Here is a 12,278-nt window from a genome sequence, read left to right on the forward strand (position 1 = left end):
ATGGATGGATTAAAAAAAGTAGTAATTACTGGTATTGGTTCTATTACTCCTATAGGAAATACTGTTGATGAATATTGGATTTCTCTTGTCAAAGGAAAAAATGGTTGCGCCCCCATAACTTCTTTTGATACCAAGAAATATAAAACAAAATTTGCTTGTGAGTTAAAGAATTATGATCCTAGTATTTTTTTTAATAAAAAAGAAAGACGGAAATTAGACCCTTGTGCACAATATGGGATTATCGCCTCAGAGGAAGCGATAAAAAACAGTAAAATCAATTTTTCAAAAGAAAAAAGAGAAAGAATCGGAGTGGTTTGGTCATCTGGAATTGGAGGTCTTTTAAATTTAGAAGAGTCGATTTCAGATTATATACATGGAGGAAGATTTCCTAGATTTAGTCCGTTTTTTATTCCAAAAATGCTTATAGATATAACGGCTGGTTTTATCTCTATGAATTATGGTCTTCATGGCCCAAATTATGCTACAGTGTCTGCTTGTGCTTCATCTTCTAATGCGATTGTAGATGCTTACCATCTAATATGTTTAGGAAAGGCTGATATTATGGTTACTGGAGGATCTGAAGCCGCCATTACACAAAGTGGAGTAGGAGGTTTTAATGCTTTGCATGCATTATCTACCAGAAACGAAGATTATAAAACAGCATCACGACCTTTTGATGAAAACAGAGATGGATTTGTGTTAGGAGAAGGAGCGGGATGTATTATTCTTGAAGAATATCAACATGCTCAAGAAAGAGGAGCGAATATATATGCTGAAATTGTAGGAGTAGGGATGTCCGGAGATGCTTACCATATTACAGCTCCTCATCCAGAAGGAAAAGGAATTATTTTGGCTATGAAATCAGCGATTCAAGATGCAGGAATTGAATGCAAAGATGTTGATCATATTAATTCTCATGGAACATCTACTAAATTAGGAGATCTTGCAGAGATAAAAGCAATTCAAGAAGTATTTCATGAAAATATACATAATATAAATATTAATTCCACAAAATCTATGACGGGCCATTTGTTAGGAGCAGCTGGAGCAATAGAAGCTATTGCTTCAATTCTTCCTTTAAAAACAGGAATTATTCCTCCCACTATAAATTTGTTCCATATAGATAAAAATATAGATCCAAAAATTAATTTAACCCCAAACAAAGCGATAAAAAAAAAGGTAAAAATTAGTGTATGTAATACTTTTGGTTTCGGAGGACATAATGTTTGTATTTTATTTAAAAAAATATAATGTTATCTAAAAATAGTAATTTTTTTGAAAAAAATAATGATTATTTAGTAGTTAGAATATTAATAAAAATATTAGGGTTTCGTCCCAAAAACACGGAATTTTTAAAAGAAGTGTTTCTATATAGTTTTTCTGCAAAAAAAGAAATTCTAATCAAAATTATTCTATTAATTTTCAAAGATTTGGGAGATGCTGTATTAAATTCTATCATATCACATTTTTTATGTGAAAAATTTCCTGAAAAAAAAGAAGGAGAATTAACTCAAATACGATCTCAAATAGTATGTAGAAAAAATTTAAATGAAATTTCTAAAAAATTAACTATTGCAGATATTTTTTTCGATAAATCTATGATATATGATAATAATATACTAGGAAACACACTTGAAGCTTTAATAGGATTTATTTATTTGGATAGAGGATATCAAAGCTGTGAAAATTTTGTACATAAAAAAATATTACATACTCATGTAAATTTTGAAAAATTGCAAAATGAAATTTACAGCTATAAAGTATGGATTATGGAATGGGCTCAAAAAAATAAATTTTTTATAAATTTTAAAACTTTTAGAGAAAATAAAAATCAAAACAAAATTATTTATTTATCTGAATTTACAATATCAGAATATGGAATTCAAACTAAAGGAAGAGGTTCTTCGAAAAAAAAATCAGAAGAAATGGCAGCCAAAGAAGCTTATTTCATTATTCAAGATAAATATACAAAAAATACTCACATAAAATAAAAAAACAAGAAAATCGTATGATATTATGCTTTATCTCATTGATAATCAAACAAAAAAGTATCCTCATATAAAAAAAGGGAAAGGTCATCCTTTGATTTTACTTCATGGATTAATGGGAGGGTTAAGCAATTTTAAAGCTCTTTTAGATTTTTTTCCAAAAAAAGGTTATCAAGTTATTATTCCATCATTACCTCTTTATAAGATGCCATTATTTTTGACTAATATTTCTAGTATATCTAAATATGTAATCCAATTTTTAATGAAAATAGGAATTAAAAGAGCTACTTTAATAGGAAATTCTCTTGGAGGACATATTGCTTTAATCATAGCAAAAAAAAGACTAGATTTAGTTCATTCTATTGTTTTAACAGGAAGTTCAGGTTTATTCGAAAAAGCTTTTGGAGATGCTTTTCCTAAAAGAGAAAACTATGAATACATTAGGAGAAAATCACAAGAAGTATTTTATGATCCTAACATGGCTACTAAAGAATTAGTAGATGAAGTTTTTCATATTGTAAATGATAAAAAAAAAGGAATTAAAACTTTGTATATTGCAAAAAGTGCTATGAAGTATAATATGTCTAAAGATTTATCTGTCATTCAACAACCTATTTGTTTAATTTGGGGTAGACAGGATCATATTACTCCTCCAGAAATCGCAAGAGAATTTCATAGATTATTACCTCATTCAGAATTACACTGGATAGATAAGTGTGGACACGTTCCAATGATGGAGCATCCTAAAATATTCATAGAAATATTAGAAAAATGGCTTTCTAAATTTAATTTTAATCATGAAAATTTTTTCTGTAAAATTTAAAGGAAGTTTAAAAAATATCAATCAATTATTGATTCATAATTTTCCAGAATATGCTTTTGTAGGACGTTCTAATGTTGGAAAGTCTAGTTTAATAAATTGCATTACTAAAAAAAAAATAGCTAAAGTTTCTTCTTATCCTGGAAGGACACAATGTATCAACTATTTTTTAATCAATCATAAATGGTATTTAATAGATTTGCCAGGTTATGGATTTTTTTCTGTAAAAACAGATAAACAAAAAACACAAAAATTAATTACAGATTATATTTTTTATCAAAAAAATATTGTTTTTTTATTTCTATTAATAGATTGTAGATTATTTATACAAAAAATAGATTTAAATTTTATACAAAAATTAAACAACACGAAAATCCGTTTTTGTATTGTTTTTACAAAAACGGATAAATTAAAAAATCATAGATTTATTGATGAAAATATTTCTTCCTACATTAAAGAAATTAAAAAAAATGGTTGTTTCATTCCTACATGGTTTAAAGTATCCGTAAAAAATGAATACGGAATCAATGATATAATTCAACATATAAAAAAATTAAATGATTTTTATCAGTCTTATACTTATAAAAGAAAACTCATTATTCCTAATTCATAAGATTTTAATCCAAACCCAAAAATTGTACCATTGCAAACAGAAGATATAAATGATTTTTTTCTAAAAGATTCTCTAGAATAAATATTAGAGATATGTACTTCTATGACAGTAGAAGAAATAGATTTAATGGCATCATAAATTCCTATAGAAGTATGAGTATAAGCACCTGCGTTTAAAATAATTCCATCAGATTTGAATCCTACAGAATGTAGTATATCTATAATTTTTCCTTCACTATTACTTTGGTAATAAGCAATTTCTATATTAGAAGGTAGTTTTTTTTTAATTTTTTAAGATAATCTAAAAAATTTTCATTTCCGTATAATTCAGGCTCCCTTTTTCCTAAAAGATTTAAATTTGGACCATTAATAATGGTTATTTTTTTCATATTAATATTTTGTAATGTTTTCTATTTCTTTTTTACTCAAAAAACACCAGTTTCCTATTTTAAGATTTTTTTTGGAAAGTCCTCCAAAATTAATACGATCTAATCGAACAACTTGATAATTTAGTTTTTTGAATATTCGTTTAATGACTCGATTCCATCCTATATATAATCCGATTTCTATTTGATTTCTGATATTTTTTTTATTCACAAAAATAACTTTGACTTTTCCTTCTTTCAGATAAATTTTTCCTTGTCTTATTCTATCTAAATCTTCATTTCTGATTTCTTTATTTAATGACACATGATATATTTTTTTTATATGATATTTAGGATGAGTCAATTTTTCAGCGATATATCCGTCATTTGTTATAAGTAAAACTCCTGTAGTAGAACGATCTAATCTTCCTACAGGAAAAACTCTATATTTAGATAGAGAAGGAATTAAATTCATTACTGTTTTTCTATTAAATTGATCTTGTGTAGTAGTAATAAAACCTTTAGGTTTATTGAGAAGTATATAAATTTTACTTTTATATTTAATTTTAGAACCATTATATTTCACAATATCATCTGGACTGATAATAGTTCCTAATTTTAAAACAGGTTTTCCATTTACTTCTATTGCTCCAGATTGAATAAGTTTATCTGCTCCTCTTCTAGAAGAAATTCCTGCATTGGCCAAGTAATGATTTAATCTAATTTTAATTTTTTCCTTATGATGCATAAAAAAATGGAATTAAAAACGAAAAAGGACTTCCGTTGCGTATTTTTTCAATGTTTTTTTGGATAATTCATAATTTGATGTAAAACCTAAAATAAAACCTCCACCTCCAGATCCACACAATTTTAAATAATAAATATTATTGAATATTCCATTTTCCCATATTTTTAAAAAATTTTTAGAAATCATGAGACGAAAATGATTAAAAACCCAAACAGATAACAGTTTCACATTTTTTAACAAAATTTTAAAATCTTCTTTTAAAAAAGCTTCAATACATTTTTCATTATATTTCATGAATTCTGCAAAAAAAATTTTTTTGAAATTATCATGTTTTAATTTTTTCAAAAAGAATTGAATCATAAAATCAGTTTTGCTCGGCATTCCAGAATTTAATAAAAAAATAGCACCTTCTCCTTGATTTTTTTTTGGAATACTTGTGATAGAAATATCAGTTTCAGATCTAATAAGTAAAGGTTGATTTAAATAACAAATTAAAGGATCTATTCCAGAACTTTTCCCATGAAAAAAAGACTCCATTTGGCTAAATATATTTTTTAATATTATAATTTCTTCTTTAAAAGACCCCTTTAATTTATTTTTTGTGTATTTATCATAAATAGCAGCTACTAATGCTCCAGAGCTTCCGACTCCATATCTCTGAGGAATATTTGAATGAAAAAACATCCCATTTTGTATATCTATATATAATTTTTTTAAATCTAATTTCGTATATTCGTTTTTTTTTTCTAAAATAGATAAAAAGTCATAAAATTTTTTAATTTGATAATTGGAACATAAAATATCTTTATATTTATTGAATTTACAAGGAAAGCTTAAAGTTCCTTTATAAATATTATGAGGGATAGAAAGTCCACTTGAATTTTTCAAAACTCCATATTCTCCAAACAATAATATTTTTGCAGGAAACAAAGATTGTTTCATTTTATGCCTTATATTTTTTTAAAAAAACACAAATTTAATTTTTTATTTAATTTGATCAAATACAATAAGACAAAAATTTCGTAAATTTTTCAATTTATTGTAAGAAAATTTTAAAATGAAAATAGCCGTATATGGACAAAAATTTCACAAAAAAAATATACCATATTTGAATCATTTCATAGGCTATGCATCTAATCGTTCAATAGAAATCCATATTGAAAAATCATTTTTCCGTATTTTGTCTTCTTTTGAAGAATTCAAATATTTAGATTTTCCCGTATTCTCTCATTATAAAGAATTAACAACTCAAGATTTCAGTTTAATGTTTACTTTTGGAGGTGATGGGACCATTTTATCTGCCATTACATTAATCAGAGATTCTGGTATTCCTATCGTTGGAGTAAATACAGGAAATTTAGGTTTCTTAGCTACTTTTAATAAAGATGTTTTTATAAAAAAAATAGATAAAATTTTTAATAGGAAACTTCATATAATGCCTAGAAGTTTATTATCTTTAAAAACTTCTATAACAAATCATCATGAATTTTTTAATTTTGCCTTGAATGAAATCGTTATTTCAAGAAAAGAAATGGTTTCTATGATCACTATAGACGCCTATATAGATAATGAATTTCTGACTTCTTATTGGGCTGATGGGTTAATTATTTCTACTCCTACTGGATCGACAGGATATTCTCTAAGTTGTGGAGGTCCTATTATTAGTCCTGAAAATAAAAATTTTGTTTTAACACCTATATCTCCACATAATTTATTTTCACGTCCATTAATCATATCGGATGATAAAAAGGTTTATTTAAAAATACATAGTCGTGTAAAATATTATTCTTTATCTATGGATACAAGATTAACTTCTTTGAATCAGGAGAATGAATTATATATTCAAAAAGCTCCTTTTTACATATATCTTCTTCAAGAAGGAAAAAATACATATTACAAAACATTGAGAGAAAAACTTTTATGGGGAATGGATCAACGAAATTGAATGTAAAAAATCTTGATTTTTTATTTATATATTTGTAATAGATGTGTTTATGATTTTTATGGAAAAATTATTAGAAAAAATAGATTATAATAATATCCCTCATCATGTAGCAATTATTATGGATGGAAATGGACGTTGGGCTGAAAAAAGAGGAAAAATGAGAACATTTGGTCATGAAAAAGCGATACAATCTGTAAGAGATACTATAAACGGATGTAAAGAATTAGGAATTCCTTATATAACTTTGTTTGTGTTTTCTTCAGAAAATTGGAATAGACCGAAACAAGAAATAGATGATTTAATGCGTTTGTTTCATACTAATTTAAAAATTAATTTGGAAGAAATTCATGAAAAAAATGTTAAAATTATTCCCATAGGAGAAATAGAAAGATTTTCTGAAATGATTCAAAAAGAATTGTTTTTTTTCACGAAGAAAACAAAACATAATACATCTGTAACTTTAATTTTGGCTTTGAGTTATAGCGCTAGAGAAGAAATTTTAAGAGCAACAAAAAATATTGCTAAAAAAGTATGCCGTGGATTGTTTACCTTAAAAGATATAGATCATTCTTTCTTTCAAAATCATTTGTATACAAAAAATTTACCAGATGTAGATTTAATTATTAGAACAAGCGGAGAACAACGGATTAGTAATTTTTTACTTTGGCAATCCGCTTATGCAGAACTATATTTCACAAATATTTTATGGCCTGATTTTCGTAAAAAAGATTTTTTTGAAGCTATAATAAATTATCAAAAAAGAAAACGTCGTTTTGGAAAAATCGAATAATTTTTTTGCACTCATGAAAAAAAACATTTTTATAAACAGTATTTTTTATTTATTCATAATAATAATACCAATCCAACAAGGATATTCATTTTCTGTTCATAATGATAATGAAAATGATTTTGTAACCAATACCAATTATGACAAACAAAATGTTTCTTTTATAATAAGAAAAATACATGTCATAGGAAAAACAAAATATGATGTCCCTTTTATTTCTGAATTATCAGGAATTTTTCCTGGAGAATCAGTTGATATTCATGGAATCAAAACGGATAATGCTATAAGAAAATTGTGGAAAAGTAATCTTTTTAAAAAAATATCTATTTATAAAAAAAGTGTGTATAAAAATGATATTGATTTATTTTTTGAATTGGAAGATCTGGAAGAAATTCATGAAATAAAAGTAAAAGGAATTAAAAAAGATGAGTTTCCTAATATAAAAAAAATAAAAATTGGAGATAAAATTTCTGGAGATTTAATTCAAACTATAAAAAATGATGTGCAAGAATATTATACAAAAAAAGGATATCATGAAATTGATATAAAAAGTGAGATTAACAAAGATCGTGATCAAAAAAACATATTATGTTTATATGTAAATAAAGGAAAAAAAATTGAAATAGAAGAAATATTATTTGACGGGAATCAATCAGTACAAGATCAAGAATTACTTAAATTCATGGGGATCACAAAAAAATATTTTTATTCTATAATTTCTAGAATCCAAAACCCCATTTTTGTTCAGGAAAATATAAAGGAAAATTTAAAAAATATTATCAATAAATATAAATCTATTGGATTTATTGATGTTCAAGTATTTTTAGATTCTATATGGAAAAAAAAATCGGGAAATTATGGAATCAAGATAAAAATCATAGAAGGGAAAAAGTACTATTTAGGAAACGTTAGTATATTAGGAAATAAAAAAATAAAAACAGATTTCTTGAAGAAAATTTTTTTTTACAAGAAAGGAGACATATATAATCAAATAGGAATTAAAAAAAATATTTTAAATTCTTCTAATAGCATTTTACATGTTTATTTCGATTTAGGACATTTGTTTGTTAATATTACTTTTATAGAAAAAAGAATTCTGGATAATAGAGTAGATTTGGAAATAAAAATAGAAGAGAATAAACCTGTATATATAAATAAAGTTATCATATCAGGAAATTTAATAACTAAAGATCATGTTATAAGAAGAGAATTAAAAACTTATCCAGGAGATCTTTTTTCTACTCAAAAAGTAAAACATAGTTTATTAAATTTAGAGAATTTAAATCTTTTTAAAAAAGTATATTATGAAATTAAACCCAATAAAGAAAATGTAGACATAGAATGGCATATTGTAGAACAAAATACTAATGAATTTCAGTTTCATGGAGGATTTGGAGGAAAAAATTTTAGAAAAATTATTGGAAATTTTAAGTTAAATCTGAAAAATTTTTCTATTAAAAATGTTTTTAATTGGAATTTGTGGAACCCCATACCTCAAGGGGATGGACAAAAATTAGTTGTTCATAGTCAGTTAGGAAAAGATTTTACATCTTATGGTTTTTCTTTCACAGAACCTTGGATAGAAAGAACCCATCCTACTTCTATGACTTTTCAGAGTCAGTATTCAGTAAAAAAAATTGAAAATGAAGAGGATTTATATTTTTTATCTCAGATATATAAAAACACTCAAATTTCACATGAAAAAAATAAATTTTTAAAAAAAATCAATATCTCTATTGATTTGAATAAATTTCTAACTTTTTTAGATCCTTATTCAAAAATTTTTACATCTATAGATTACGAAAGATTTCTTTATCAAGAAGAAGATTTTTCTTCTAAAAAACGTAGATTCCACAATCTCACTTACTTAATTTCATTACAAAGAAATTCAACAAACCCCAATATAATTTTTCCTTTTCAAGGATCTCAAATACAGTTTGATAGTCTTTTTTCTCTTCCATATTCCGTAATTATTAAAAATAATAGAAATAAAGAATGGATGGAGTATTTTAAATTAAAAATAATTTTTTTTTGGTATAAAAAAATTATAGATAACATGATCTTTAAAGCAGGAGGAGAATTAGGTTGTTTAGGACAATATACTGATTCAGTAGAATTATTTCCATTTCAAAAATTTTATATGGGTGGAGTGCCTAATAATTTATTAGGATTCAAATTATATAATAAAGATCATATTCCATTAAGAGGATATTCTTATAAAAATAAAATTCCAAATAATGGAGGAATAATTTACGATAAGCTTGTATTAGAAATACGTTATTTAATTAAAAATTTATCAAAGTTAAAAATTTGGACAACTTGTTTTATGGAAGGGGGAAATATTAGTGATTCTTATAAAAAATTTAATCCAATAATTATGAATAAATCTTTTGGATTTGGACTTCGTTTATTTTGGGGGCCAATAGGTTTTTTAGGTATGGATTTTGGATATCCTATAGATCGTGATCTCGTTCATGGTTTTAATAAATCAAAATGGAAAACACATTTTATAATAGGAAAAGATTTGTAAATCAATACAAATAAAAACACAAAAAAAAGAATTATATGAAAAAAAATACAATTTTTTATTTTCTATTATTTATATTTCTATCTGTATATTATTCATCTTCTAAAGATTACAAAGATTACAAGGAATGTAATAAAAAAATAGTTTGTCTTAATAGTATGTTTTTGATAGAAAAAATGCCAGAGTTTTCTACTGTTCAAAAAGAATTAGACAGAATTAGTAAAATTCATGAAAATATATTAGATAAATTAGCAAAAGAATTTCATAGAAAAGCAGAAAAATTTCAAAAAAATAAAAATCCAATTCTTAAGAAAGAGCTAGAAATTTTACAAGCAAGAGCTCATGCCTACCAAAAAACAGCTGCAGATGATTTAACTAAAAAACAAAATCAACTACTAAATCCTATATATAAGAAAATAGAAAACGCGATTCATAAAGTAATAGATCAAGACAAAGATATTATAAGAGTAGATGATTGTAGTCCTGGAAAAGGAGTTTTAGTAAATAAAGGAGAAGACATAACAGAAGCAGTTAAAAAAGAACTAGGATTAAAATAATGGTATCTCCCGGAATCGAACCGGGGACACAAGGATTTTCAGTCCTTTGCTCTACCTACTGAGCTAAGATACCAAACAAAAACATAAAAATAAAACAAAAGTACAATAAAATAATCAGTCATAAATTTCATTATTATATTTTTTTGGTATTTTTTTTTCTATTTTCTTGTATGAAGAAAGATACCTTTATAATAATCAAAAATAATAAAAAAGAAATACCTAAAAATATCTTTATTAAAACAAGTCTTTTATATAAAGAAAAAGGTATATTAAAATTTTTGATTTATTCTCCTGTTATTAAAGAATATGCTTCTTATACTTTATTTCCAAATGGTTTGAATTTATTCATTTATGATCAAAATACTAATAAATATACTTATCTTAGTGCTGATTGGGTCAAATCAATTAATAAAATATTTTATCATATTAAAGGAAATATAAAAATTATGAATTCCAAAGGGTATTTTTTGAAAACTGAGGAAATTTTCTGGAATAGAAAAGATAAAAAAATATTTAATAAAAAATATACAACAATTATATCTCATTCAGATAAAACAGATAAAATTATACTGCACGCAACAAATGGAATAGAAGCTACTGAAGATTTAAAAAAAATTAGATTAAAAAGTATTAGTGGAACTTTGCCTGTTAAATAATATAATTTTTTATACTAGTATAGTTTTTATCACTATATTTGTTTCTTCTTTTTTTTCTGGTATGGAAATGGCTTTAATTTCTTCTAGTTTATTTCAAATAGAGATAGAAAAAGAAAATAAAAAAGGATCCTTTCATTCTAAAATTCTTTCAAAAAGTATTAATAATTCTAAAAAATTTATCACTACAATGGTAATTGGAAATACCATATCCTTAGTTATATATGGTATTTATATGGGGAAATTATTTTTATTTCTTTTTCCAAAAGAATTTTCAGATAATTCTTTATGGATGTTTTTTTTAGAAACAGTTTTTTCTGCAACTATTATTTTAATCGTTGGGGAATTTATTCCCAAAATAATATTTAGTGTTTATTCAAATGAATTATTAAGCTTATTCATCCTACCTGCATATGTAATATATAAAATATTCTCTCCTATTACAAACTTGATTATTTGTATTTCTAATGTTTTTTTAAAGATTTTAGGAGAACAAGAAAATGATAAAAAAAAATTTTTTGACAAAGAAGATTTGATTTACTTTTTGTCAGAAAAAATAGAAAAAAATGTAAAAGGAAAAGAGATTGTGGAATCTGAAATTGAAATTTTTCATAAAGCTTTGGATTTTTCTGAAAAAAAAGCACGAGAATGTATGATTCCTAGAAAGGAAATAGTTTCTTCTAATCTAGTATTTTCTTCTATAGATAACATTCGAAATCTTTTCACTGAAAGCGGCTTATCTAAAATAGTTATTTATAAAAATAATATAGATAATATTATAGGTTATATTCATTATTTAGAATTACTAAAGAAACCAAAAAATATTGAATCTATAATTAGATCCGTAGAATTAGTTCATGTGACAACTCCTATTAGAGAAATTATGGATCTTTTAATTAAAAAAAAAAGAAGTATTGCTATTGTATTAGATGAGTATGGGGGGACTGCAGGAATGATAACTATGGAAGATATTTTGGAAGAATTTATTGGAGATATTAAAGATGAACATGATGAAAATGTATTATTGGATAATAAATTAAATGATTATGAATTTTTGTTTTCTGCACGTTTAGAAATTGACTTTATTAATGCCAAATATAATTTGGATCTTCCTAAATCGGATAAATATGAAACTTTAGGGGGGTTGATTGTTACTCATATAGGAGATATTCCAAAAAACGGAGACAAAATTATCATAAATCAAAATTTTTTTATTGAAATTAAAAAAGTGTCTAAAAATAAAATAGAAGAAGTTTTTCTTAAAAAAAAATTTTAA

Annotated in this window: 12 protein-coding genes, 1 tRNA gene and 1 pseudogene; 10 read left to right on the forward strand and 4 right to left on the reverse strand. The window is 24.6% G+C overall.

The window, feature by feature from the left end; all coding sequences use genetic code 11:
- From fabF to yihA, 4 genes are read left to right on the forward strand one after another with little or no spacing between them, the layout of a single operon-like run.
- The gene (fabF, locus tag K645_RS00400; RefSeq protein ID WP_022564910.1) at positions 1–1,251 is read left to right on the forward strand and encodes a beta-ketoacyl-ACP synthase II; all 1,251 of its coding nucleotides are present in this window, start codon (positions 1–3) and stop codon (positions 1,249–1,251) included.
- A complete protein-coding gene (locus K645_RS00405) occupies positions 1,251–1,991 on the forward strand; it encodes a ribonuclease III family protein (protein WP_022564911.1) in 741 nt (246 codons plus the stop codon). The genes fabF and K645_RS00405 overlap by 1 nt, the downstream gene beginning before the upstream one ends.
- A 25-nt stretch (positions 1,992–2,016) precedes the next feature.
- A complete protein-coding gene (locus tag K645_RS00410; RefSeq protein WP_022564912.1) occupies positions 2,017–2,811 on the forward strand; it encodes an alpha/beta fold hydrolase in 795 nt (264 codons plus the stop codon).
- Positions 2,786–3,421: a ribosome biogenesis GTP-binding protein YihA/YsxC gene (yihA, locus tag K645_RS00415; protein WP_022564913.1), complete on the forward strand. Its 636-nt coding sequence runs from the start codon at positions 2,786–2,788 to the stop codon at positions 3,419–3,421. Before K645_RS00410 ends, yihA begins: the two co-directional genes overlap by 26 nt.
- On the opposite strand, the pseudogene K645_RS00420 reads toward yihA, so the two are convergent.
- The 3 genes and pseudogenes from K645_RS00420 to K645_RS00430 all read right to left on the reverse strand — a co-directional run bounded on the left by K645_RS00420 (position 3,388) and on the right by K645_RS00430 (position 5,475).
- Positions 3,388–3,809, reverse strand: a pseudogene (locus K645_RS00420) (type II 3-dehydroquinate dehydratase). The gene yihA and the pseudogene K645_RS00420 overlap by 34 nt on opposite strands.
- 1 nt (position 3,810) lies before the next feature.
- A complete protein-coding gene (locus K645_RS00425) occupies positions 3,811–4,533 on the reverse strand; it encodes a pseudouridine synthase (protein ID WP_022564914.1) in 723 nt (240 codons plus the stop codon).
- A 12-nt stretch (positions 4,534–4,545) separates the two neighbouring features.
- A complete protein-coding gene (locus K645_RS00430; protein ID WP_022564915.1) occupies positions 4,546–5,475 on the reverse strand; it encodes a mevalonate kinase in 930 nt (309 codons plus the stop codon).
- 115 nt (positions 5,476–5,590) lie between these two features.
- Between K645_RS00430 and K645_RS00435 the strand changes: the two genes are divergently transcribed.
- The 4 genes from K645_RS00435 to K645_RS00450 are packed head-to-tail and all read left to right on the forward strand — an operon-like array spanning position 5,591 to position 10,349.
- A complete protein-coding gene (locus K645_RS00435) occupies positions 5,591–6,478 on the forward strand; it encodes an NAD kinase (RefSeq protein ID WP_022564916.1) in 888 nt (295 codons plus the stop codon).
- A gap of 58 nt (positions 6,479–6,536) precedes the next feature.
- On the forward strand, positions 6,537–7,268 hold the full coding sequence (locus K645_RS00440; protein WP_041936050.1) for an isoprenyl transferase: 732 nt from the start codon (positions 6,537–6,539) through the stop codon (positions 7,266–7,268).
- A gap of 13 nt (positions 7,269–7,281) precedes the next feature.
- Positions 7,282–9,795 (forward strand): outer membrane protein assembly factor, encoded by a 2,514-nt coding sequence (locus K645_RS00445; protein ID WP_041936051.1) that lies wholly within the window; start codon positions 7,282–7,284, stop codon positions 9,793–9,795.
- Between the two features lie 35 nt (positions 9,796–9,830).
- A complete protein-coding gene (locus K645_RS00450; RefSeq protein ID WP_022564919.1) occupies positions 9,831–10,349 on the forward strand; it encodes an OmpH family outer membrane protein in 519 nt (172 codons plus the stop codon).
- On the opposite strand, the gene K645_RS00455 is transcribed toward K645_RS00450, so the two are convergent.
- Positions 10,350–10,422, reverse strand: a tRNA-Phe gene (locus K645_RS00455).
- Between the two features lie 97 nt (positions 10,423–10,519).
- Here K645_RS00455 and K645_RS00460 point away from each other — a divergent pair.
- Both K645_RS00460 and K645_RS00465 read left to right on the forward strand, forming a co-directional pair.
- A complete protein-coding gene (locus tag K645_RS00460; protein ID WP_041936052.1) occupies positions 10,520–11,005 on the forward strand; it encodes a hypothetical protein in 486 nt (161 codons plus the stop codon).
- Position 11,006: 1 nt separating this feature from the next.
- On the forward strand, positions 11,007–12,278 hold the full coding sequence (locus K645_RS00465; protein WP_041936053.1) for a hemolysin family protein: 1,272 nt from the start codon (positions 11,007–11,009) through the stop codon (positions 12,276–12,278).

It is taken from the genome of Blattabacterium sp. (Nauphoeta cinerea), from assembly GCF_000471965.1.
Classification (GTDB): Bacteria; Bacteroidota; Bacteroidia; order Flavobacteriales; family Blattabacteriaceae; genus Blattabacterium.

What these genes read in the sequence shown, in the direction of transcription:
- fabF (WP_022564910.1), top strand. Translation starts at nt 1, where the DNA reads ATGGATGGATTAAAAAAAGTAGTAATTACTGGTATTGGTTCTATTACT.
- K645_RS00405 (WP_022564911.1), top strand. Translation starts at nt 1,251, where the DNA reads ATGTTATCTAAAAATAGTAATTTTTTTGAAAAAAATAATGATTATTTA.
- K645_RS00410 (WP_022564912.1), top strand. Translation starts at nt 2,017, where the DNA reads ATGCTTTATCTCATTGATAATCAAACAAAAAAGTATCCTCATATAAAA.
- yihA (WP_022564913.1), top strand. Translation starts at nt 2,786, where the DNA reads ATGAAAATTTTTTCTGTAAAATTTAAAGGAAGTTTAAAAAATATCAAT.
- K645_RS00425 (WP_022564914.1), bottom strand. Translation starts at nt 4,533, where the DNA reads ATGCATCATAAGGAAAAAATTAAAATTAGATTAAATCATTACTTGGCC.
- K645_RS00430 (WP_022564915.1), bottom strand. Translation starts at nt 5,475, where the DNA reads ATGAAACAATCTTTGTTTCCTGCAAAAATATTATTGTTTGGAGAATAT.
- K645_RS00435 (WP_022564916.1), top strand. Translation starts at nt 5,591, where the DNA reads ATGAAAATAGCCGTATATGGACAAAAATTTCACAAAAAAAATATACCA.
- K645_RS00440 (WP_041936050.1), top strand. Translation starts at nt 6,537, where the DNA reads ATGGAAAAATTATTAGAAAAAATAGATTATAATAATATCCCTCATCAT.
- K645_RS00445 (WP_041936051.1), top strand. Translation starts at nt 7,282, where the DNA reads ATGAAAAAAAACATTTTTATAAACAGTATTTTTTATTTATTCATAATA.
- K645_RS00450 (WP_022564919.1), top strand. Translation starts at nt 9,831, where the DNA reads ATGAAAAAAAATACAATTTTTTATTTTCTATTATTTATATTTCTATCT.
- K645_RS00460 (WP_041936052.1), top strand. Translation starts at nt 10,520, where the DNA reads ATGAAGAAAGATACCTTTATAATAATCAAAAATAATAAAAAAGAAATA.